This is a genomic window from Halobacteriovoraceae bacterium (assembly GCA_020635115.1).
In the GTDB taxonomy this organism is placed as follows: domain Bacteria; phylum Bdellovibrionota; class Bacteriovoracia; order Bacteriovoracales; family Bacteriovoracaceae; genus JACKAK01.
The window spans coordinates 124526-147815 of the sequence record JACKAK010000004.1; the positions used below are offsets into that span (position 1 = coordinate 124526).

The 23290-nt window shown below is 32.8% G+C and carries 25 protein-coding genes and 1 tRNA gene; 12 read left to right on the forward strand and 14 right to left on the reverse strand.

What is annotated here, in order from left to right; all coding sequences use genetic code 11:
- Window positions 1-39 precede the first annotated feature (39 nt).
- Entirely contained in the window at window positions 40-1164 is a 1125-nt protein-coding gene (locus H6622_07070) for a polysaccharide deacetylase family protein (protein ID MCB9061266.1), read from the forward strand.
- 11 nt (window positions 1165-1175) lie between these two features.
- Here H6622_07070 and H6622_07075 read toward each other — a convergent pair whose 3' ends face one another.
- The 4 genes from H6622_07075 to H6622_07090 form a co-directional block, all read right to left on the reverse strand.
- On the reverse strand, window positions 1176-2777 hold the full coding sequence (locus H6622_07075; GenBank protein ID MCB9061267.1) for a carbon-nitrogen hydrolase family protein: 1602 nt from the start codon (window positions 2775-2777) through the stop codon (window positions 1176-1178).
- Between the two features lie 102 nt (window positions 2778-2879).
- The gene (locus H6622_07080) at window positions 2880-3269 is read right to left on the reverse strand and encodes a hypothetical protein (protein ID MCB9061268.1); all 390 of its coding nucleotides are present in this window, start codon (window positions 3267-3269) and stop codon (window positions 2880-2882) included.
- Window positions 3257-5116 carry a hypothetical protein gene (locus H6622_07085; GenBank protein MCB9061269.1) on the reverse strand — a complete coding sequence of 620 codons (1860 nt, stop codon included), beginning with the start codon at window positions 5114-5116 and terminating at the stop codon, window positions 3257-3259. The genes H6622_07080 and H6622_07085 overlap by 13 nt, the downstream gene beginning before the upstream one ends.
- Before the next feature lie 81 nt (window positions 5117-5197).
- A tRNA-Arg gene (locus H6622_07090) sits at window positions 5198-5274 on the reverse strand.
- A gap of 217 nt (window positions 5275-5491) precedes the next feature.
- On the opposite strand from H6622_07090, the gene rsgA reads away from it, so the two are divergent.
- The 5 genes from rsgA to H6622_07115 all read left to right on the forward strand — a co-directional run bounded on the left by rsgA (window position 5492) and on the right by H6622_07115 (window position 9413).
- Window positions 5492-6439, forward strand: coding sequence for a ribosome small subunit-dependent GTPase A (rsgA, locus tag H6622_07095; protein ID MCB9061270.1), 948 nt, complete (start codon window positions 5492-5494; stop codon window positions 6437-6439).
- A gap of 73 nt (window positions 6440-6512) precedes the next feature.
- Complete coding sequence (locus H6622_07100) at window positions 6513-6974, forward strand: PilZ domain-containing protein (GenBank protein ID MCB9061271.1); 462 nt, start codon at window positions 6513-6515, stop codon at window positions 6972-6974.
- A 64-nt stretch (window positions 6975-7038) separates the two neighbouring features.
- The gene (locus H6622_07105) at window positions 7039-8100 is read left to right on the forward strand and encodes a hypothetical protein (GenBank protein MCB9061272.1); all 1062 of its coding nucleotides are present in this window, start codon (window positions 7039-7041) and stop codon (window positions 8098-8100) included.
- Window positions 8097-8870, forward strand: a complete 774-nt coding sequence (locus H6622_07110) for a hypothetical protein (GenBank protein MCB9061273.1) — start codon at window positions 8097-8099, stop codon at window positions 8868-8870. The genes H6622_07105 and H6622_07110 overlap by 4 nt, the downstream gene beginning before the upstream one ends.
- The gene (locus H6622_07115; protein MCB9061274.1) at window positions 8871-9413 is read left to right on the forward strand and encodes a peptidylprolyl isomerase; all 543 of its coding nucleotides are present in this window, start codon (window positions 8871-8873) and stop codon (window positions 9411-9413) included.
- Here the strand turns inward: H6622_07115 and recJ are convergent.
- The 4 genes from recJ to H6622_07135 form a co-directional block, all read right to left on the reverse strand.
- Window positions 9406-11130 carry a single-stranded-DNA-specific exonuclease RecJ gene (gene recJ / locus H6622_07120; GenBank protein MCB9061275.1) on the reverse strand — a complete coding sequence of 575 codons (1725 nt, stop codon included), beginning with the start codon at window positions 11128-11130 and terminating at the stop codon, window positions 9406-9408. The two genes, H6622_07115 and recJ, sit on opposite strands and share 8 nt — an antisense overlap.
- 53 nt (window positions 11131-11183) lie before the next feature.
- A complete protein-coding gene (locus tag H6622_07125) occupies window positions 11184-11432 on the reverse strand; it encodes a hypothetical protein (protein ID MCB9061276.1) in 249 nt (82 codons plus the stop codon).
- Between the two features lie 170 nt (window positions 11433-11602).
- Window positions 11603-13174, reverse strand: a complete 1572-nt coding sequence (locus H6622_07130; GenBank protein MCB9061277.1) for a hypothetical protein — start codon at window positions 13172-13174, stop codon at window positions 11603-11605.
- A gap of 187 nt (window positions 13175-13361) precedes the next feature.
- A complete protein-coding gene (locus H6622_07135) occupies window positions 13362-14630 on the reverse strand; it encodes an ISL3 family transposase (GenBank protein MCB9061278.1) in 1269 nt (422 codons plus the stop codon).
- A gap of 42 nt (window positions 14631-14672) precedes the next feature.
- Here H6622_07135 and H6622_07140 point away from each other — a divergent pair, with 42 nt between their 5' ends.
- A complete protein-coding gene (locus tag H6622_07140) occupies window positions 14673-14936 on the forward strand; it encodes a hypothetical protein (GenBank protein ID MCB9061279.1) in 264 nt (87 codons plus the stop codon).
- 142 nt (window positions 14937-15078) lie between these two features.
- Window positions 15079-15951, forward strand: coding sequence for a radical SAM protein (locus tag H6622_07145; GenBank protein ID MCB9061280.1), 873 nt, complete (start codon window positions 15079-15081; stop codon window positions 15949-15951).
- A 103-nt stretch (window positions 15952-16054) separates the two neighbouring features.
- Here the strand turns inward: H6622_07145 and H6622_07150 are convergent, their stop codons facing one another.
- The 4 genes from H6622_07150 to H6622_07165 all read right to left on the reverse strand — a co-directional run bounded on the left by H6622_07150 (window position 16055) and on the right by H6622_07165 (window position 17962).
- Window positions 16055-16480 carry a hypothetical protein gene (locus H6622_07150; GenBank protein MCB9061281.1) on the reverse strand — a complete coding sequence of 142 codons (426 nt, stop codon included), beginning with the start codon at window positions 16478-16480 and terminating at the stop codon, window positions 16055-16057.
- A 30-nt stretch (window positions 16481-16510) separates the two neighbouring features.
- A complete protein-coding gene (locus tag H6622_07155; GenBank protein ID MCB9061282.1) occupies window positions 16511-16729 on the reverse strand; it encodes a hypothetical protein in 219 nt (72 codons plus the stop codon).
- Window positions 16730-16749: 20 nt separating this feature from the next.
- Entirely contained in the window at window positions 16750-17472 is a 723-nt protein-coding gene (locus H6622_07160; protein ID MCB9061283.1) for a transporter substrate-binding domain-containing protein, read from the reverse strand.
- A 94-nt stretch (window positions 17473-17566) separates the two neighbouring features.
- A complete protein-coding gene (locus H6622_07165; protein ID MCB9061284.1) occupies window positions 17567-17962 on the reverse strand; it encodes a hypothetical protein in 396 nt (131 codons plus the stop codon).
- 370 nt (window positions 17963-18332) lie between these two features.
- On the opposite strand from H6622_07165, the gene H6622_07170 reads away from it, so the two are divergent.
- Entirely contained in the window at window positions 18333-18686 is a 354-nt protein-coding gene (locus H6622_07170; GenBank protein MCB9061285.1) for a helix-turn-helix transcriptional regulator, read from the forward strand.
- A gap of 29 nt (window positions 18687-18715) precedes the next feature.
- Here the strand turns inward: H6622_07170 and H6622_07175 are convergent, their stop codons facing one another.
- Window positions 18716-19732, reverse strand: coding sequence for an AraC family transcriptional regulator (locus H6622_07175; GenBank protein ID MCB9061286.1), 1017 nt, complete (start codon window positions 19730-19732; stop codon window positions 18716-18718).
- 51 nt (window positions 19733-19783) lie between these two features.
- On the reverse strand, window positions 19784-20161 hold the full coding sequence (locus H6622_07180) for a response regulator (GenBank protein MCB9061287.1): 378 nt from the start codon (window positions 20159-20161) through the stop codon (window positions 19784-19786).
- A 112-nt stretch (window positions 20162-20273) separates the two neighbouring features.
- Between H6622_07180 and H6622_07185 the strand changes: the two genes are divergently transcribed.
- The 3 genes from H6622_07185 (at window position 20274) to H6622_07195 (ending at window position 23177) form a co-directional block, all read left to right on the forward strand.
- The gene (locus H6622_07185) at window positions 20274-20708 is read left to right on the forward strand and encodes a CBS domain-containing protein (protein MCB9061288.1); all 435 of its coding nucleotides are present in this window, start codon (window positions 20274-20276) and stop codon (window positions 20706-20708) included.
- Window positions 20709-20781: 73 nt separating this feature from the next.
- The gene (locus H6622_07190) at window positions 20782-21288 is read left to right on the forward strand and encodes a YfiR family protein (GenBank protein MCB9061289.1); all 507 of its coding nucleotides are present in this window, start codon (window positions 20782-20784) and stop codon (window positions 21286-21288) included.
- Window positions 21285-23177, forward strand: a complete 1893-nt coding sequence (locus H6622_07195; protein ID MCB9061290.1) for a response regulator — start codon at window positions 21285-21287, stop codon at window positions 23175-23177. Before H6622_07190 ends, H6622_07195 begins: the two co-directional genes overlap by 4 nt.
- Window positions 23178-23290 lie beyond the last annotated feature (113 nt).

Below are 23290 nucleotides of genomic sequence, written 5' to 3' on the forward strand. Positions count from 1 at the left end.
CTTCTGAAATTGAATGGTCAAAATTGAAGGATTTATCATATGAGATGTGCAAAGTGTCTTTTGTTGAAAATGGCAGTTTTGTTTTTAATAGCTTCAAAGTGCCTATCTCGAGAAATTGCACTAATTGAACAGCTATACTGGCCAAAAAATATAGAGTCTAAAATAGATTTTGATTCAGCTTCTCGAGCAGAAATACTATTGTTTTATAAAACAATACAAGAGGAGCTTAAATCAAAGAATTTATCAAAAAATATTTCAGTTGAACAAGATAAAATTGATTATGAATCCATTAAAAAATGGTCAATAAATGTTCAGGAAAAATTGGTAAATCTTTATAAAACAGCTGCAAAATCATGTTCTCATGCAAACGAGATCGCTTGTTCATTTTCTGGTGATCATAAGCAATTTCTCAAATATGCACAAAAATTTTATGAAAATTTAGATGCGCAATATATTCCATGGAAGAAAGCGAGCTCAAAATTCTATAAGATTTATGCTAGAGAACAAATTCGACTTGCTGCTATTTTTAATAGAGTAAGTAGTGAAGTATTCAGTTTCAACGATTCTGAAATCTTAGGAGATAAATTCAACGATGGAGAGTTTTTGTTTACTATGGATGATGGCCCAGAGTTTGATCAGATCAATGAGTATACACAACTACTAACCTCATTGGGTATTTCTGGGATGTTTTTTGTGATAGGAGATAAGCTATCTAAAACAATTAAAAATTTAGGATTCACAAAAGTGAATAAAATATACTCCAAACATTGCATTGGTTCTCATGGGAAAATCCATAAACCCCACCCAAAAATTAAAAATTGGAAAGAATCCATCGAGACCACAGAGAAAATAATTAAAAAAATAAATTCCAATCAAAAAATATATTTTCGCCCACCTTTTGGAGAGAGAAATTCTGAAATCCTAGCATTTGCTAATGAAAAAAAAATGCCAATTATGCTTTGGAATATCGATTCGCTTGATTGGAACGAATTAGTATCTCCAACACAGTTAATTTCAAGAGTTGAGAAATTAATGCTCCTTTGGCGTCGAGGAATTCTTCTGTTTCATGATGATAGATTAAAGGCACTTGGATCAGTTAAGGCAATAGATTTATTCGTGAAAAATAATGATTTGAAGTGGTTAGATTGTTCAAAAACACTCTAAAATTAATAAGGCTAGTCTTTGCCATACCATCTAACAGAATAAAGATCATGGCGACGATTTTTAAGGACCTGTACAGTACCAGTATTTCTGGCCTCGCTTAAAGTATCTAATCTCAAATCGGCCATTGCAATCATTTCAACATTAGGAGTTGTTTCTTGTGCAATACCATCTCTTGAAAAATGAAAATCACATGGAGTGAGTATGCAGCTTTGTGAATAATGAATGTCCATATTTTTTACTCTAGGTAAATTTCCAACAGACCCACTTAAAACAACATAAATTTCATTTTCTACCGCCCTTGCTTGTGCGCAATATCTCACTCGGCAATAACCCTGACGTTCATCAGTAAGAAAAGGTACAAAAAGTATTTTTATTCCTTGATCAACGAGATGGCGAGTGAGTTCAGGAAATTCACAGTCATAGCATATTAATACCCCAATCGTTCCACAATCTGTATGAATTGGTTTTAATTCATTACTTCCGGTCATGTTCCACCAATATTTCTCACTTGGCGTAGGGTGAATTTTAGCTTGTTCATGAATAGAACCATCGCGTAAACAAATGAAAGAAGTGTTGTGAATATGATTATTTTTATCTTTAGTGGGATGACTGCCTGCAATTATATTCACATTATATTTTAGGGAAAGTTTGTGGAAGAATTTTTTTAATTTTTCGGTATAGGAAGTCATTCTCTCAATGGCCAGATGAGGGGCGATTTCTTCATTATCCACACTGAGAAGTTGCAAGGAAAATAACTCTGGAAACAATACAAAGTCACATTTGTAGTCACTAACAACATCAATATAGTATTCTACAAGTTGTTTAAATTCTTCAAAGGATTTAATTTTTCTTTGCCCATATTGAACAGTCGCAACCCGAACAGATGAGACAAAATTTGATGTTATGGATGATTTATTTGCTTTTTTATCTTGGTCTTTATCCTCATGTTGAGGATTTTTCCAAAGCATATGGGAAGCATATCCCATAGATTCCTCATCATGGGGTAAATAGTTTTTGAAATAACCAAGGATTTCAAAACCATTTCTAAGCTGAAATGATAAAACTGGATCTTTAATAGATTTATTGATAACTTTTTCAAAGTATTCATCAACTGATTTTAAATCTTTGATTTTTTCTTTGAGGTTTGGAATTCTTCCTGCGAAAACAATTCCCTTTAGTCTTAGAAATTGGCAAAGTTTTTTTCTTTCATTATAAAACCGCTGACCAATTTTTAATCTTCTTACGTTAGGATCGACACAGATTTCATAACCATAAAGATATTCTCCATCATCTTCATGAGTAGAACCATAACCTCCTCCAGTTATTTCACGCCAGGTGTGGGGTTTTAGACATTTTCTTCCAGAAATTCGTAAAGTTGCGCAGTATCCTACTATTTTACTATTATAGACTGCTACAAAATGACCTTGGGGAAAATGTGAAATCTGTGCCGCAATCATTCTTTCTGGATAGGGAGGCATATTTTGATAGCTCTTTTCAACGAGGTGAATAATACTACTAACATCTGCTTGCGTGGCATTTCTAATAATAAGTTTGGCCGATGTACTTTTGCTATTTGATTTGCTAGCAATACTTTTTGTGGTTTTTTTCTTCATGTCATTTTACTTTAGTTGGAGTTGAATTGAATTCTACCGTAAATCATTTAAAAAAACAGTATCTAAGATTAATGCATGGCAGTGTAGTTTGTTGACTTAATATTAGTGAGTGAACCTACAAATTGAATCAAAGTAATTTACAGTTAATGAATTATGATTTTCATTTAAACAACCATTTTCAATATATAATTTGGGTAAAAGAGTGTTATTAAATGTTACCTTATCGCGACAATGAAGATTGTTCTCCCACTGTTGTCCATTTATATGACGTCCAAACCATTCTTTGTAATTTTGTATAAAATTATTATCTAGTTTTCTTGATAGACCTGTTTCATTTTTACAAACATATTGGCCGTTATTTTTAGAAATATGAATCCAACGTTTTTGATATTTACCAATAACTACAATTCTAAGTTCTTCTTTAGAAGAAGAAAAAAGTGAGTTTGTATAGAAAAATGAAAAGAGAGAATAAAAAGTTATTATAATTCGCATAAACCAAATCCTTGAATTGATTCTTCATCTCTAAAACAACCTAACATAGTCGATATTTCTTTATTCATATAGGAAAGTCTTCTAATTTTATTGTTACCATGAGATTCCCTAGAATATTTTTTTTCTAAGATCATGAAATCATCATCAAATTTATTTTCAGGTTCATCGCAGAAAACGGCCACCATTTCTTGAGCAACTTGATATTTTTGTTTGTCATCTTTGGATTTCATTATGTCTGCAATGACTTTTGCAGACATCCAATCAGCAAAATTTTCAGAAGATTGATCTGCAATTCGTTCACTAATAAGCATTCCATTCTCATTATTTGTTTCATTGAAATTAATTTTATTGATCATTGCATTTAAATCTCTTGCTCTATTTATAGATTCTTGAAATATTTTATTTTTTTGCTCTTTTGATAATTCATTGAAAATTCTGGGGTCTTTACTTTTTCCATCACATTTCATAGCCGCTACAAAAAAATCTTCAGTGCTTACTTCTTCAATTACATTATTTGGTATTAAAAATCCGGTGCTCTTACGTCTCATCTCTACGGGATTTAAATATACTTCATTGCTTATTTCTTTTCCTTTCCGAAAAACTTTTTCAGTGGCCAGTTGTGAAAAAAGGTTATAAGTACTAAAATAACTTAATTGAATATCTGTAAATTTAAAAGAAAGCTCCGTCATGAGTTTATTATCCATTGGGAGAAGCTCTTTTTTGTTTGGCAAAAGGCATCTTGTGAAATTTTCCATTTGATCAGTAGGCCTTACGAGTTCACTATTGATAATTTCAGGTACTTTTGAAAAAAATTGATTCCATTTTGAACAATCTTTGATTTCTCCATTATTTGACTCTTCAAGTATTCCTTGTATGAGTGGCAAATCATTTAATTTGTCGCTTCTTTGTCTCTCAGGATCTATTGAGTGGGCCAGTTCATGTGCAATAACTGAGGTTAGAGTTGAATCAGATTGAAAGGCATTCATCATTCCTGCACATACAGTGAACTTATTATACTTTGGAGTGTAGTAAGCATTATTCTCTGTAGATTGACATGTCAAATTTGCACTTAGTAAACGAGGGTCAGAATAAGGAAGAGATAGATCAACACTTTTAATTTTTGATTTCAACTTATTTTTTAGATCTGTAGTAATATTTCTTTGATCAATAACTTTATAGAAACTTTCTTTAATTGAATTATAAATTTTTTCTATACGTTTCCATTGTGGGGATTCTTTGTATTTTGCTTCAAGTATTTTGTTTGTGATTTCATAGTTTACAGTTAATAGTTTTTCCAGATCGTTATTTGATAGATCTTGGCCCTTAGTATTCTCTAATTCAGGGTAGATCTCGTCCTGTCTTCTAGTTATTATTTTCCCAATTTCTTTAGAAATATCCTCCATTGCTTCTTCTAAACTTTCTTTCCACTTTTTAGTGGAACTTTCGTTTTTGAGAATTGTGCGTTCTCGTTCAATAAGATCTTTAAGTTTCTTATTATTTTTTAATAGACTCGGAAATTTTTCAAAAGAATCAACAAACACTTTTTCATCTATTAATAAAATTTGGGAAACTTCACTCACTTTACTATCACCGATATTAAATGAACTTCCATTACGAATGAGATTTCCATTATTTGTAGAATTCCAAAGAGTATCACAAAAATTTTCAACGATTGAAGAACAGTTCTCTTTCGAACCTTCATTACATTTCTCTGGACAGCCTATTTCTGGAGGCAAAAGCGAATTGCTGGCCTTATTTGAAACTTGATTAATATCTGTAATTTTTAACTCTTCAGCAAACAACTTAGATATTAATAAGTAAGCAGTAATCAGGAGAAGAAACTTCATATATTCAACCTTGAATAATATTCTTAATTTGATTCCATAGCTAATTGTAAAATGGATGTAGTTTTTGAACAATTTAAAAAATGGCACAGCCGGCAGGATTCGAACCTGCGACCTAGCGCTTAGAAGGCGCTTGCTCTATCCAGCTGAGCTACGGCTGCATTTATAAATATAAAAAAGATAACTGCCAGAAAAGCTGAGGCCCATTAGATTCAATGGGGTGTAACCTTACTTGGCAGTTAGGAGGCAAAATGTAAGCTTTTTGCAAAAAACTGTCAAGATAACAAAACCAATACATCACTATATTTTTTAAAAAGAGAAATATTTTTGATTCACTGATTAAGTGTGTTAAATAGTAAAAAAAAATGGGAGCGAAGATTGCAAGCAATTGTTTTAAAATCAGCAAAACGTAACTTTGAATGTTTAATAATTGAAAATCATTTAAATGTGAAAGCTGCCGCATTTGGAAATCTTCTCAAAAGTGGAAATATCGTTGTAGGAGATAACGTCATTCTTAAACAAGAAAATAATGAATGGATGATTGTAGAAATTCTACCACGTAAAAATGAAATTTATCGAATGCTCATTAGAGAAAATAAGAAAAAAGTCGTGGCCAGCAATTGTGATGCCATGGTTATCATAAATTCAGTCTCTAAACCCGAATACAAAAGAGGACTCTTAGACCGTTTTTTAGTACGTGCTTGCCAATGGGGTATCAAACCTTATGTCGTATTTAATAAAATGGATCAGCTTGATGTCGAAGGACTAGATATTTATTTCGAGGCCAGTAGATTGTCCAAACTTGGAGCAAAATGCTACGACATCAGTGCAAAAGTAGAAGACTATAATAATAAAGTGCTCAAGTATGGAATCAATGATCTCGCTAAAGATCTGACCGGAAAGACTGCAATATTGATGGGGCAGTCTGGCGTTGGGAAAAGCAAGACGATCACAAGATTAAATGGTGGGAAACAAGTTGCTTTATCCGCTGATGTAGGCAAAAAAGGCAAAGGTGTTCACACTACAACATGGGCCGAAATCATTGATTGTGGATCTTTTTTATTCATTGATTCCCCTGGAATTCGCTCCTACTCGCTGGATGATATTAATCCAGATGAATTACTCGAGTATTTTCCCGATTTAGAAGAGATTGCTGTTACGTGTAAGTTTAGTAATTGTGCTCATCAGGAAGATTCAAAAGGATGCTCATTTTGGTCAGACAAATTCACCGAAAATGAAAAATTATTACTTCACTCCAGACTTGAGTCATTTTGTCGGATTAAATCTGAAATCTCTCAAACTCCTCAATGGGCCAAAAAATATTGAAAAATATACTCCCTCGCGTTAATCCTGCACGAATGGTAATCTGTTATCGATAGTCACGTTTCATGGAGGAAAGATGACTGATGATGTGCTAGATTTCCAAAAGAAAAGAGAAGAATCTATTGAGAAAAAAAGAAGAAACTTTGAGAGGATTCTCTTTCAAAGCACCCTGGGAGCATATAGCGTTGTAGATGATGCTGGAAGTATACACCCTATACAATTAGTTGATATCTCAAGAGATGGATGCCTTTTTCAAGTGCCTTGGGATCCTAAACAAGGTGGCCAAAAATTTCAAAAAGATACTGAAATCAATATTAGAATGTACTTTTCAAAAATTGAATATATTCCAGTTATATGCCTGGTAAAATATTCAAATGAGTATGTTGATGAATCCGGCCAGGTTTATCTACGTTATGGCGCCGAATTTGACAAAACAACGACTTCTTTCCAGGCCATGGAAAGTTTTATTGAATTTCTCTACAAGTTTGCTGAACACTCTGCCATTGATAAAGGTGATAAAAAAGTCTTCTTTATTTAACTCTGAGATTGGCGCTTAAGGCCAGTCATGGTATCCAATGACAAGGCCATAAGTGAGGTAAGAAGTGAAGCTGGCATTGTTGGGCCAATGTTCTCAAATTTCAGAGATTTATAAATTTTTAAGTGAAAACACAATTTATGTGTCACATTTTCACTCAGATCAAAACATAGAGGATCAATCTCTATATATTAAGCAGATCGACTCTATTCCTCTATCAATTGGAAAAAGATACCTAAAGAAAGAAGAGGTAATACTCAATAGAACTCGTTTGGCCGATCTCTTTCGCGTTCACTACGAGGTTATTCCTTGTACAAGTAACTTTGCCAGTACAATTCAAGATAATGAACATATTTTTAACTCACTCCAAGAAACTTACGAAACGTATGAAGACTTTGATATTGTTATTTCTCTAAGTTCATTTCATAAAGCACCTGTCGATTTGAGAGGAAACCACTTAGGGGTGCTCAACGAGAGAAAATTTCGGTTTAGAGAAAATGTCAAATCTATTGGCCAGTTGCCAAGTTCAATTACAAACTTACTAGAACATTCAACAAAATTAATCATTGTTGGAAATGATCCGCACTTAAAAGAAATTGAAGACGATCTTATAGAATGGATAAAAAAAAGTAAGAAACATATTGTGACGATTCTCTCTCAAGAGGGCCAATCCTGCTTGGATAAATTATTAAGAAATTCATTTCAAATCTATGAAGATGAAATTAATAAGTATGAGGAAAGTGTATTTAAATGGAGAGAGCTTGCTGACTTTGAGAAGGCCAAGATCTTAAAACCCATTGAACCTGTGAATCAAGTTCAACATTTAATAGATTTAATTCCTGTATCTCTAGATGAACTGATTGACCGAAAAGAATGTTTTTTAACATGCGAGGAAAAAAACATCGATCAAATTGGAGCTACAAAAACAATTCCGTATGACCAAGTGATTATAGCAAATGGTAAAGAATATGGTGATGACTTCTTTAAAAGTTTAAATTACAACAATAAAAAGCAAGTCATTCAAGAAGAAGAGCCTGGACTTTATTTTATTGATCTAAATCAGGAGTTAAAGGGCCAGTTAGAAGAAGTCTTGCTGGATTTACAGAGATATTTTCGGAGAAAAAATTGAGAATAATAGGAATTCTTATCGCAATATATCTGAGTGGTTGTTCAGCGCTTGGGCCAGATCCAAAGAGGATTTTAATTCAAGAATATAATCAAGGGAGTTTATATTTAAAGTATTTTCATCCCAATCGACCTGTATGGGATAAGATTTCAGATATTGGATCATGCTATATTGAAAATGATTTATCCTTTATTGATATTGATACAGTTAAAAAAGAGCTCAAGTTAAAACTCTCTGAAACATTACAACTTCAATATGGTCTAAATGTTAAACTCCAAAAATTAAAAAAATTCTATAAAATAGATTATATAGATCAGAAAGAAGAAGAAAAAATATTTTATGAACTTACAGATAAGGTTTCTTCCGGCATCCTTTTTTTTAATCCACCTAGTTATAAAAGAATTAGCTTAATTTGGGTCGATCCTTTTTATTTTCCTAAAGGTGCAAAGAAAGTTTTTAAGAATTCAGAGTTAAAAAATATTTTTACTAGGGAAGATGTTCTCTCTGGCCACCCTGTCTTGATTAGTTTCTGTCTTTCAACTGATGAATTAGAAAATATTGTAAGGTCAAATAATTTACAAAACGTTGATCCATTTGTGCTTGGTAATGAAATTACTACACCAAGAAAAGATGAACTCGGCGCCATTCGACCAAGAGAAAATATATTTTTGTTAAATTCGATTTTTATTAATAAAGAAGTGAATTTATTTGTTCCTAGAAACTCAAATATTGAAGGAGCATTTGAAGGAGATTTCAAAGTAAGGAGTATTTGAATGTTTAATTTAGGAAGTGTTAAAAAAATTGATTACAAAGAAAATGTTTCAAAATTATATGCTCATTTTCAAACAAATCATGGAGATTTTAAAGTTGAACTTTTCCACGATAAGGCACCAGAAACGGTTTGGAATTTTGTCAACTTAGCAGAAGGAAGACAGAAAACGAAAAGAGAAGGAAATTACTTTGATGGTTTGACGTTTCATAGAATCATCGATGGCTTTGTTATCCAAGGTGGCTGTCCTCAAGGAAATGGACGGGGAGGCCCTGGATATAAATTTGATAACGAAATTCATCCTGATCTTTCTCATGGACAAGAAGGAATACTTTCAATGGCCAATGCTGGACCAAACACTAATGGCTCACAGTTTTTTATTACTTTAAACGATGTTTCGAGTTTAGATGGTGGATACAGTATATTCGGGCAGGTGGTTGAAGGAATTGATATCGTAAAATCAATTGGAAAAGTACGTACTGGACAGAGTGATTTCCCGATAGAAAAAGTAGAAATTGAAAAAGTAAGTATAGAAAGAATTAATTAAGAGAAGATTGAATGTCTTCGACCATTAGTTGGATATATTCGTTTCCATTAAAACGGTTAATTCCTAATGTGTAATAGATATCAATTGAACTTTCAACTTGAGAACTTTTATAAGCATCTTCAGCTGGCATTGTATTCCATTTGTTTACCCAATTGAAACTAATTCCCTTGAAAGTTGCCAGTGAGTTAGTTGATGAAAAACTCCATCTGACATGTTTTTCTTTTAGAAGATCAAATGACTTGATATAGGCCTTTTTGGTTCTAAATAACGGTTTAGGATTTCCCATACCAAAAGGTTCTAGTTGATTTAAACTTTGTAATAAATTTGGGTTGATGTCACTAAATTCAATATCTAGATCGCTAGATTGAATTTTCGTTCTCATAATATAGGGAATTTTTTGAATTTCAACATGCATATTGCGTTTAAAAAGCTCAAGATTTTCCTTAATCATCGAAAGCCCTGCTGCCGCTTTATGCCCACCAAATTTGATAAACAAGTTCTTCTGTGAATTTAAAACTTCAAAAAGATTCATTTCACCTGCGGCCCTTGCTGAAGCTTTTATTACGCCTTCAGTTTCTGAATTGCAAAACACGATGGCCGGCATTTTAAATTCTTCAACTAATTTTGAAGCGACAATTCCTATAACACCTTCATGCCAATGTGGTTCATACACAATTAAACACACTGTTTTAGCATTCAAAAATGAAAGAACTTGTTTCTTTGCTTCAAAAAAAACTTCATTTTGTATAAATTTACGCTCATTATTGCAAACATCTAAATGTGAGAAGTGTTCATATGCAATTTGTGGATCTCGAGCGATAAGAAGTTTGAGAGATTTTTCTGGATGATCCAGTCTTCCCTTAGAATTAATAAGAGGGCCTATGTGAAATGATAGTTTTTCACTGGAAATAGGGGACCTCAACTCCTCAGGAGTAAAGAAGGCCTTAAGACCGCAATAGGGAGTTGAAGGTATTTGTTTTAAACCATGTCGTACAAGTTTAAGATTCATTGGAGTTAATTTTGCAAGATCACAGACTGTACCTATGGCCACAAATGGGAGTAACTCATAGAGACTTTTAATTGGCGTATGGGTTCTATCCCAGATTTTTTTTACTTGAATGGCCAAAGCAAAAGCGACACCAACACCTGCTAAATATTTAAGCTCAGAGTCTTGAGATTCATCTCTTCTATTTGGATTAACAATTGCAAAGGCCTTAGGCATTTCAGGTAGAGCATCATGGTGGTGATCCGTTATTATGAGGTCAACTCCTAATTCATTAGCTCTATCTGCTGCTTGAGAATTTGTAATACCACAATCAACTGTAATCAGAAGTTTTACTCCTTGAGAGCTGGCCTTTTCAACTGCAGGTGGGTGAATTCCATAACCTTCAATAAATCGACTTGGTTGAATCAAATCAACTTCAATTCCAAAATATTTAAAAAAGAAATAAAGCAAGGCGCATGAAGTAGTTCCATCAACATCATAGTCCCCATAGATTGCTATTTTTTCTTTGTTTTCGATGGCCTGAATGATTCTTTTTGCAGACTTGTCGATATCTTTTATATTAGTAAGATCTGGCAATTGTTTAAGATCCCATGAAAAAAAATCTTTCATTTGATTTTCATTTAATCCTCGACGAGCCAAGAGCTCAATTACTTTTGGGTGAATTGTTTGATTTGAATTATTTTGCAGACGACGTTGATTTATAATTTCCATACGCGAAGATAGCACATTTGCAATCATCTAACTTGAGCAGGTGCAGCGTATGATTACCAAAGAGCGTAAATACCTTTAATCAGATCTTCTTCATCGAGTTCATTGCATGGAGAAAAAAGTTCGTAGAATTCTTGAGAATTGTTTGCATGCACTTTGCCAAAATAATTTAAAGGTAGAAATGATCTATTGCAGGATTGACATCTTTGAGGTTCGACCATCGTTTCCATGACCTCACCACAGTGGTGGCACTTTTTGATTAATATCCTTACTTTTTCTTTAATTCTTGTAGCTGAGATTTTCATTCGGGTACTCCTTCTGAGTCTGAGTGAACATACTGCTCAGTTGAGTTTCTCCTCGACAATAGTGTGAAAAATTTAATAAAAAAGCGGAAATTTTTTCCGCTTTTTTGATTTAAGAAGACAAGCTTTGTTGGGCATTAAGCATAAGTCAATTACTTAGCGCCAAAATATTTTTAAAAGAGAAAACTATCAGTTCGATTGCCAAAGTTAAAACTATTCGATCCTAGAGTATATGGATTTGATCGAGAGGCCTGTAGAAAACTTGGTATAGTGAAATTATCAACATTGTTAGTATCTATATTTGATCTATCAAGTATGTAAGAGTTGGTATCGTAAACATTATAGCCGCTATTAATATTATTATTTCTCCAATTATACTGTACTTGTGGTACATAAAATCTGTCCCACATATTTTCATAAGTTTTCAGTTTGAAATCATACATCTCTTTCATATAGTTGTTTTGCATTTGCAACTTGAGAAGTTCAAGAGATGGATTCGCTTGGGAATTTTGATTTGCAAGCATTTTACTCATCATATCTGTCATTGAGAGAATGAGTGGTTGAAGAACTGTAACGACTGCACTAAGAGTCTCTGTTTGTTCTTTAGAAACTTTCTTTGATTTTGATGATGAAACAACTTCTTCGTCTTCATCTTTATTTTTCTCAATTTTCTCTAATAATTCAGCTTTTTCTTTTTCAAGTTCAGCAATTCTATCGTCTTTACTTAGTTCAGTCTTGGTCGGAGTATCTTCTTTCTTTTGTAATTCATCTTTGCTTGCAACTGCTTCTTGAGTTGTTTCTACAACCTCAGTTACATTTTCTTTAACTTCTTCTGTTAAAGGTTGAACTTTAAGTGAAGGATCAATATTACATACAATTTCCTTCTCAGTTTGATCCTTTTTCCCAATATTCTCAGATGTACATTTGCCTTCATAAATATTTTTTTCAGCTGGAACTAAAATACATGAAGGAAAATGATAATCGTTAAAGCTTGAAAATTTTGCATCATCTGCATTGAGAAGTTGATCTATATAAAGCATTAATAACTGATATTTTAAATGATCACTTGAATCTTCAGCACTAAATTGTGAGTAGATTGCAAATTTGAGTGATTCTAATTGTTCATGAATATTAATTTCTCCATTTGCATCTTTAGAAAGTTCTACTGTTTGCTCTAAATATCTACTGATATATCGTTTCAAAATATCTTCTTGAGCTGCCTTCGATACTTCCGGATCTTTGTTTGAAGAATTTTCAAATTTGATTTGATCAGACATTTTAGTATCAAGTTTTAAATCTTTTATGTTTTCTAAAAAAATGAGACCTGCTGATTTCTCACCATCTTGAATTGATTCATATTTTGCGAATTTTCTGGCCCTCTCTAAGTCAAGTCGCTCAAAAGGTGCACCTAGTTCCTTTGATTGTTGAAGAACTGTTTTAAATTCTTCAATCTTTTTAGTCATACTTTCTGAATGATCTTTAATTTCAGCTTCATAAGGTAAGATATTAGACCTAATATTTACATAGATCTGATTAATAAGTTTTCTTTGAACTTCAAATTTCTGAAATTCGCTACTTTCTTTTGGTAAATCGAGATACTGCTTTTTGAGTTCATTTATTTTAACGATTTCTGAAGATATTTGATCTTTAGAATTTATTTTGGTTTTACTAGCGTCATCAGAATCAGCTCCATATGAATTGAATAAAAGACTAAAGAGCAAAAGAGTTTTTATAAGTTTATTCATTTTTTTCTCCCCGAAACAATATGAAATACAGATTTTTAAAGCAAAAATGATGCCATTTACCTGTTCTCCATTAAATTCAATAGTTTTGAGTATAAACGTGCGTGAAAATTGGTCAAAAAAGATGAATAAATTATAAGTTTGTCTTATTTTTAGACGATTTTTTGCCTCTCTAACAAAAAAGTTGAAGTTATTGAAAATTCATTGGTACCCACTTAGAGTTCAAAAATCCGCATACTTGGAGGATTTTAAGCTTAAAATACTGCATATTCCTATAACCATAAGCTCTTTTCTTTATTGTTTTGATGACGTTGTTTATTCCTTCTGAAAGTGATGAGGTAACAGGGTATTTGAAGTAGTTTCTGAATGTATCCCATCCATCATCAAACGTTTTCCACCATTTTTTTAGTTCATAGAAGATCCCTGCTTGATTTATCCATTCCCCCATCTCTTCAAACTTTGCTCTTGCTTCCGGAGCTGAAGCAGATTCAAATATCTGGTGCATACCTTCTTTAATGAGTTCTAGGTAAACAAAATATTCATTATCTCTCATGACTTCCCGAATATGCCGGTTCTCAGCTTTTGTTCTTCGATCAGATTTTTTAGTGAATAACTGTTTAAATTTGCCACGAGTCAGTCTCTTTTGTTCTCCTTTGCACATGTGCTCATTTAACCACTGTCTCTCACTATTAATATAGTTTTGAAACGTCTGCATGATATGAAAACGATCCCATACAAAAATAGCGTTGGGACAGTTCTCTTTCACGCTAAGTTTATATCCATCAAACTGATCTGCCGCTACAACTTCAATCTCTTCACAGCGCTCTTTTCCCATGACATGAAAAAACTCATTAAGTGCTTCTTTAGAGCGGCTTTCAGACACCCAAATAACCCTCCTAGTGTCCAAGTCACAGATTATCGTGAAAAAGCGTTTATCCCTGGACTCTTTGGCATGATACTTTTTCTTTCTGGCATAGACTTCGTCTACACAAATCCTCCTGACCTTTGGGATCTTGTAGTGTTGAAACATCCGCTTCATTCTTTTAAAATCAAACCGCCACATACTCATAGGATCATTGCCAGTGAACTCAGCGGCCCGAGAGACTGGAGTAATCTCACAAAGACGTCCTAACCACCAAGCATATTCCTCGGTTACGTGCGGAGTCTCCTCAGAGATCCAGTCAATTTTAGAAGTTCTAATTTTTTTACAATTACCGCATCGATGCTTAGTTCTTTTAAAGATGTAGTATCCCTTAAAACCATGAATATCCATTGTGCGAACTTTGACTTTATGCTCGCTAACTTTGGCTGCATCAAGCTCATGACAACACCTGGAACACTGTTTAACTTCACGTCCATCTTTGATAAATATCTCAATAAAGCCTTTATCTAACCACTCTTTAGTGTCTGTCACGTCAAAACCAGGGATGCAGTAACGGTGAATACGTCGTAAACTCATAGTTCAATCCTTTGAAAAATTAAGTATAAAGAGAGGATAACAATGAAGTTTAAATCGTATAAGAGAAAAGAAGGCCCATGTAGAATAGGGTCTATTGAGATGCCCAAATTAAGATTGAAACATTCAGATTTTTTTGAAGAAATAAGGGATCAAATTCCTGATAAAGATTATAAGGAATGGGAAGAAGATGCATTATTCTTTTTGTTTTTAAAACCTGAGATGGACCTGGACAACTTAAGACCTGAAAATATTGACGAGTATGCTGAGTCAATTATTGGTTTCCCTAAAATCAACTTTTTTGATTAAGATCCCGATTTTTTTACTTCTTTAACTGATTTGAACGCGATGAGAAGCACATATTGTAATTGAAGAATTGAAACCGTATAAATTCAATCTCAATGACGAGTTTATGGTGACAAGAATATCAAGCACCATTATAAAGATCCTCATGAAAAAGTATAAACGCGTCTATATTGAAATAACCAATGTCTGCAATTTAAAGTGCTCTTTTTGTCCCATTGATGAACGACAAAAACAATTTATGAAACTCAAGGATTTTGAGTCAGTTCTATTTCAGGTTGCTCCAATCTCAGAACAAATTTGTCTACACCTTATGGGTGAGCCTCTGGCCCACCCAAATTTCAATGAAATTTTAAATATATGTGAACAATTTGATACTCAAATTCAACTCACAACAAATGGACTGCTATTGAGAAAACATCAGCAAACTATTCTCGGCTCTCCTATTATAAGACAAGTGAATTTCTCTCTACAAAGTTATATGGATAATTTCCCATCAAAACCTCTGGAAGAATACCTTGAGCTTATTTACAACTTTATAGTCTTAGCATTTGAACATAGACCAGAGCTATATTTAAATATGCGCCTTTGGAATATTGACGACCTTGATTCACTAGAAAATACCCCGATATTTGAATTCTTCGAGAAAAAATTTGATATTCAAATCAATAGAAATCTTGAACTTGCAAAAATTAAATCAAAAAAACTACGAGGACGTTTATATCTACACTTTGATTCACGTTTCAAGTGGCCTAGACTTGAGAACGAATTTCAATCAAAATCTGGTAGATGTAATGGTCTTATAGATCATTTTGCTATTCATGCTGACGGAACAGTCGTACCTTGTTGTCTTGATGATCAAAAGGTTATTAATCTAGGAAATGTTCTAGAAGATTCAATAGATTCAATTTTAAATTCAACTAGAGCGAAATCTATACAACAAGGATTCAAAAATAATCAATTAATAGAACAGCTATGCCAAAAGTGCACTTACATTTGTAGATTTAATAAAAAATCTTAAATGCACGCCATTTAACTCAAAAAGAAAGTCGATTTGTTCGTCATAAAAAACTGAATTTAAATTCAAAATAACTTAGGATCTACAAATGTAGATCCTATAAAAATTAAAATGTTTGAGTTAAAGAAACAACCATCTTTCCAGTTGTATTTTTATCATGGTACTTCGAATCTAAGTCAGTCCCAATATATTTTATGTTTGCGACGAGTCCTTCTTCAAAACTTCTGCTAACTCCAAAATGAAAATACATATAACTATCATCTTTTCCATTATTGAATGACTTCACATCAAACGATCTAAAACCAATCTGAGTATCTACTGACCACATTTTGTTACATTCATGTGTGTATGAGAACCAATAGAATAGTTCATCATTGTTTTCCTCTCCAAAGTACTTAGGAGAAATTGAAATACCTGCACCAAATCCCATATAACCAAGAGATAACAAATATTCTAAATAATTTCCGTGTCCATAGTGAAGATAGTGATATGAGAAAACTGTAATGTCCCAAGACAAATCACCGTGAGACATTCCATATCCAACTCCCAAATCGGCCTCAGTTCAATCAACTGCTGTGACACTTTCAACTGACGTAGGAGAGAAAAAAGTATCAATATGTAGTCCAGATTCATGCGACCATCCTAAAGTTCCCTGAACTGTTGCTTGATCGGCAGATGAAGAAAGTCCTCTTGCATCGTAGTTTGAAGTTGCTGTAACTGATCCATAAAAACCAGCAAACACTTGAGTAGATAAAAATGTCAGAAGAAAAAATTTTTTCATAACCATCCTTTTATATTTTGCTATTCAAACTCTTTGAGTATTTTGTCAAATAGTCCTGTTTTTTTAATAGTTTTTAATCCAAAGTTAAAATCAGAAATTAAATTTTTTTGGTTTTTACCTTTATTTGACCAGGCAATATAAAACATTTTATCTTCTAGTGTTGGCCGTAAGAACGAAATGTTATCCTTAAGTTGTTTTGCAATATTTGTTATAATGTCTTTCGCAACAGTTTCATCTATTACGGCAGCATCTATCTTCCCTCCACTTACCTTAAGAAGATTTGCTAAATCGCTGGCAACTTGAGTTTTGTTGATTTTTTTAGATGTATCAATATCAATTGTATTAACATAACCTTTTACAACACCAATCTTTATTTTCTCAATATCTGAAATATTTCCGCTATAGGAAACCTTGGACCCTTTTTTGACTGCGAGAACGAGGGGGGATGACATAAAGGCATCTGAAAAGATAAAATCAGTTCTTCTTGACTCATCGAAATATTCTGGAAATAGGCCATCAGTTTTGCCAGATTTAGACCTAGATACGGATGTGTCCCAATCTTCAAATTCTAATTTAAGTTCATGGCCCTTTATTTTAAGTGCTTCTCTGACGACTTCAGCTACAACTCCATTTTTTTTTAAATTATTACCAATAAAAGGTGGCCAGTTAAGAGTACTTAAGGTCACCGTTTGGGAATATAATTTAGAAGTAAAAAGGGCACAGAGCAATACGGTCTTAAACATAAATTCTCAAGTTGTTGAGGTTTTATACAGTTTAAGTAAAAAAATAAATATAGCAATTTATTTATTTTTTTCTCCGTATCAAATGACAAGATCTTTAATATTCGTTCAGATCATCAAAATCATCATATTCTTCTTCTCCACCAAGTGAAGAATCTATTTTTTCTAGTTTTGAGAAGGCCTGGTTGAAAGTTTGGTTGATTTTTTTATTTTCAATCATTGTTTTTTTGATTCTTATCATTTCCATTTTCATTTTTGCCTTCAGTTCCATAGCTTTTTCTCTGGCCTGTCTCTGTCTTTTTAATGCCTTTACTTTATTTTCCATTCTGACAACCATAGGATGTTCCTTTGGGGCCACAGGTTCTTTCTTTTTTTCTACAGTTCCAGAAATGTCTATTGGTTGAGAATTTAAAAAATCAGGTTGTTCAGTCTCTTGAGCAAAAATTCCAAGCGCAAAAATTGTAAAAAGTAGTATTGAGATTGTGTTTTTCATTTAAAGTTCCTTTTCACCAAAATTTAGAGTTACTTTTCTATACATCATGCGCAATGTCACAGCTAGCCTTAACAAGATCACTTTAAAAGAATGAGTAAGAGATACATACGTCACAATAAAATATTTTGATAATGATGCTCGAAAGACCCTAATAAGAAAGTTCAATTTAAAGAAATGAATTATGAGTTGAGCTATGGACTTCTGGCCTGTGGAACCAATTAACAATATGTTACATTTTGCGACAAAAAATTAAAGCTAAATTGCCTATATGTTGACGTTTTTAGTCAATCTTTGCTGCGATCATTTGATTATACTGTGTCAAATAACCAAATAATTAGTTTCTAACTACGTGTGTATGTTGGAGGAAAAAATGGAAAATGGGCCAAAGAGATGTTTTGATAATATTGCCGAATTGGTTAGGATTTCACGGCTAAACCACTCAAAACGATATTCTCAAACAGAATTGTCTGCATTTTTAGGCTATAAAAATGGACAATTTATTAGCAATGTAGAAAGGGGCATCTGTAGCATACCTGTTAAGTCATTAAAGAAGATTTCAGACCTTTTAGGTATTTCTCCAGAGGATATAAAAGAAGCGGTTCTTAAAGACCATGCTCAGACAATAGATAACTTTTTTTCTTACTATAAACAGCAAGGCAATGTCTTTGACTCATCAGATATTGTTCATACAAAAGATGGTATATTACGAGAGTCTTTTGTATAATGGTTTCTCATAGTTTATGAGTTTTTCTGTTACATATTGCTTTTAACTTGTCGTCTGTAGACTCCAGGTGTTTTTCCTGTTTGTCTCTGGAATGCCCTTTGAAAAACACTTTGTTCAGAATAACCTAAGAGATAAGAAATTTCATTGATCGAAAGGGCCATATCAGCAAGATGAATTTTAGCAAGCTCTTCCCGTGTATCCTCTAAAATTTTCTTAAAACTAGTTCCTTTTGCCTTTAAATGCCTTTGAAGGGTTCTTGTTTCTAATCCCAAATGTTTTGCAATTATTTCAATTTTTGGGGCCCCTCCTGGCAATTCTTTTGCGAGATATTGATGGATTTCATAGATCATATCCTCATCGCGTGGAAGGGTATTAGATAGATTTGTGAGGTATTGAACGAGAATTGTACCTAAATTACTATCGGCCCGTTTCATTTTTCGAGTCCAATCTGATTTAAGCACTACAATTTCATTTATATTTTGTTCAAATTTAACCTTTGCATTCATGATCTTTTCGTACTCTTCAATTGGTGCCCTAGGCCTGTGCCTGAAGTGAATACTTGCCGGGGCCCAGTTATCAATCATAGATTGAATTCTTTTAGAAGATGAACAAAATATGTACTCAACTAAAGTAGGTGGAATAAGGTCTTGTCGTTCATGATATTCAAGTTGAATAGAGTAATGGTCTGACCTTTCCTGTATCTTCATTAAAGTGCTAGTGTTTGCAAGATGGATGAACTCAGCAAGTTTTTTAAAACCTTCACCTAATGTTTCCGAAGTTGCAATAACATATTCTAAAGCTTGATAGGCCCCAAGGGGAATTCTTTGATCCGCATGAAGATGCAGTAGTGGATCATGAGAGATTTGCCTGGCCAGTTCTCCAAACTCAAGGACACAATCTGTCGGGAGGTATCCGCCTTCTTTAAAAACGACTTGTCTAGTTAAACCAACTTTATCTAAGAGTGGAGAAACATCAATTCCTTCTTCCTCTAATAATTCTATTACAGATCGCGTTGATACATTTAATGTCAATTTCTTTCGTCTCATACAATTATGCTAACAAATAAAATATAATTTCGCATCATTGAAGGCAGCTCGTTACAGAAATTTCTGGATTTTATCCAAGATAGACTGAAAATTATCTGGGCGCAATGCACATTCATTTGCACCTTTTTTAATAATTTCCTTAAGGTCAGAAATTTCATCCTGTCCACCTATGTAGATGATGGGAAGCTCTTTTTGAGCTTTAGTTTCACGTATAAGTGATATAATCTCAATCGGTGGCATGTCTGAACAATGATCTGAAATAAGAATTAAGCTATACTCAGTCCTCTCAAGTAAATGCAATGCTTGAAATCCACTTCCGGTTAGCTCAACATTCATCCCTTGCATTCTGAGTCTTGAGCTCAAATTGTTCCTTCTAGTTTGATTATCATCAATATAGAGAATCAAACTTTCAGTACTCATACTATTCATATTTCCTCTTTTTTTAAAAAAGAATGCAATTATTCATCTATTAGGTGATTTACCTCACATATTTAAAAATGTACTACATATATATTCTGTTAACAACGCAATTGGAGGATAAATGAATGTTAAGGTGATCGATTTGATGTCTAAGGATGTTATAACGGCCAGAGCTGATTATACAATTGAAAATATTAAAGAGAGAATGAGAAGTAGAGGTTTAAAATGTATTCCAATTGTTAGAGATAACGACGAAGTTTTAGGTATTGTATCCTTGAGTGATATACTCAAAGTTGAAAATCCAAATGCATCTGTAACCAGTGTGATGACAAAAAAAGTTTTTACAATTCCCGAGTATGAAGATGTTCAAATTGCAGCAAGAATTATGCGAAATCACAAAATTCATCATATTGTTGTAACAAAAGAAAAAAAGGCCATTGGAATTGTAAGCTCCCTTGATCTTTTGAAACTAGTTGAAGGAAAACGATTTGAAATGAAAAATCGATCAACTGAGAGAAAGCACGGAACAGGTAGGCGAAATGCCCTGGAAAATTAAGTAACTACCTGAAAATACAGGTTTGATTTTTTTATTCTTAAGTACTTGATCAAAACGCTCGATAAGTGAAATGATGAAGAAAATATTTTTATATTTCTTAATATTTCTCACATTTTTTGAATGTGAGTTAAAAGCACTTGAGTCAAGTGAATTGAAGGCAATTTTTGTTTTTAAATTGATCAATTTTGTAGAGTGGCCTAATAGAGATAAAAACGATCATAAACCCTTAAAGATTTTATTTATCGGAAAAGAAGATGAGTTTCAACTTCATGAAACCCTTTACAAAAAACTTAAGAATGATTTTACTTATACTCTAGATAAACATTCTGGTGAATCAAAAAACTATACTAATTATGATCTTATCATCCTGGGAAATTCTTTTGAAAGTACTTATAAAGGTGAAGAAAACATCCTCAAAAATACTCTCGTTATTTCACTAGGTGAGAATACATCTTGGTCGTTAATCAAACTCAAAGTGAAAAATAATAAAATTGCTTTTGACGTTAATTTTGAAGAAGTTGATAAAAGTAACTTGAGAATAAGCTCAAGGATACTACGTTTAGCGGATAATAGAAAATGAAAAAACAGACTCTAGAATCGGCCTTAAAAAGAATGAGCTTGCTAGTCTTAGCAAGTGTACTTCTTATTGCAGGTTCAATTCATATGACTTTAGAGTTTGTTAATTTAAAGAATTTTTTCTTTAAACAACTTGAAACATCCGATCGTGTTTTGGTCAATAATATAATCTCTTCACTGGTATTTGAAGATGTGAAGGATGCTGAAACACTAATTGTTAACTTTACACAAGTCTCAAATGCTGAAAATGTTCAAGTCTATGATTCTAATGGCAGACTATTTTATTCTCATGGGGCAAAAGAAGAGTTTAGTCCTTCTGATTTTGAAAAAGGTGGAGAAATCATTTCTGATTTTAATAAGGTGGAGATAAGACAGATCATTCAACATCAGAATTATACTATTGGTTATATAAAAGTTCGTCATAGATTAGATAATCTTCATAGGCTCCTACTAAGTCAGTCATTGATTTTTGGTATGGTCATTGTGTTCATTTTAATTCTTACAAATTTATTAATTTCTAGAATTACCGAGAGACTAACGAGACCATTAAAAAATCAAGTTAAAATATTAGAACAGATTAAAGAAGAAAGAAATTTTGAATACAGACTATCTTCTAGTGAAGTAGAGAGGGGAATCAGTGAAATAGCACTTTTAGAACAGAGTATTAATAGCTTACTTATAGAGATCCAGGATAATTATGGAAAGTTAAAAGATGAAAAATTAGTTGCTGAAAAAGCTCTTGAGATTAGAAATCAATTTGTTAACAATATGTCTCATGAAATACGCACACCGATGAATGTTATCATTGGCCTTTCAGAACTTCTTGAAGACGCAATTTTGAGTGAAGAACAGCAACATTACATGGAAATTTTTAGAAATTCATGTGAATCTCTAATTTCTCTTGTCGATGTAATTTTAGACCTTTCTAGAATTGAAAGTGGAGAGTTTGATATCGAATTAGAGTTTTTTGATGTGGATGAGACATTAAAAAACATTACAGAACTTTATAAATCAAATGCAGAAGCAAAAGGTTTATACATTGAGTATGAAACACATTGTAATATAGATTATCTCATACGTTCAGACAAAGATCGATTAGCTCAAATTTTTATGAACCTAGTATCCAACGCAATAAAATTCACACATGTTGGAGGAGTTACAATATTAATAGAACAAATGAATCTCGACAGAGACAGAGTAAAATTAAGATTTACAGTTAGAGATACTGGAATAGGTATCGGTAAAGATGATCTAGAAAAAATATTTGAAGATTTCTATCAGACGGACTCTGGTCTAACCAGAAAATTTCAAGGATCTGGACTTGGACTTTCTATTTCCAGAAAAATAATTCATCTTATGGGGGGGAAAATCCATGCGAATAGCATTCCAGGAGCGTTTACTGAATTTATACTAGACATGTCTTTCGAATATGAAAAAAATGAGTCTCATCTTGGTCAATCTGGAATTCAAGACAAGCAACATAAAAGAAATCAATTGGATGACAGCAAAAAGAAAATTCTTGTTGTTGAAGACAATCTAGAAAACGTCGTTGTTTTAAAAACATATTTAAAAAAATGTCCTTATATAATTGAAGTCGCTGAAAATGGATTGAAAGGATTAGAAATGTTCAAAAAATTTAAATACGATTTAGTTCTCATGGATATTCAGATGCCTGTTATGGATGGGCATACCTCAACTCAAAAAATGCGCGATTACGAGGCAAAAAATAATCTTGTACCAACTCTCATTTATGCTTTGACGGCCCATACAACTAAAAGTGATATTCTAAAATGTATCGAATCAGGATGTGATGGACATATTCCTAAACCAGTTCGAAAGAAACAAATCATAGAATTACTAGAAAATATACTTAATGATCAGAAAGCTGCCTAAATTAAACTTTAAATTTAAAATGTCATAATTTGTTATTATCATAATTTTTCTTATTTTTATAAGCTAAAAAGAAAGTTGCACTTGGGTAGGGATAGGATTATTCTTTTAAGCAT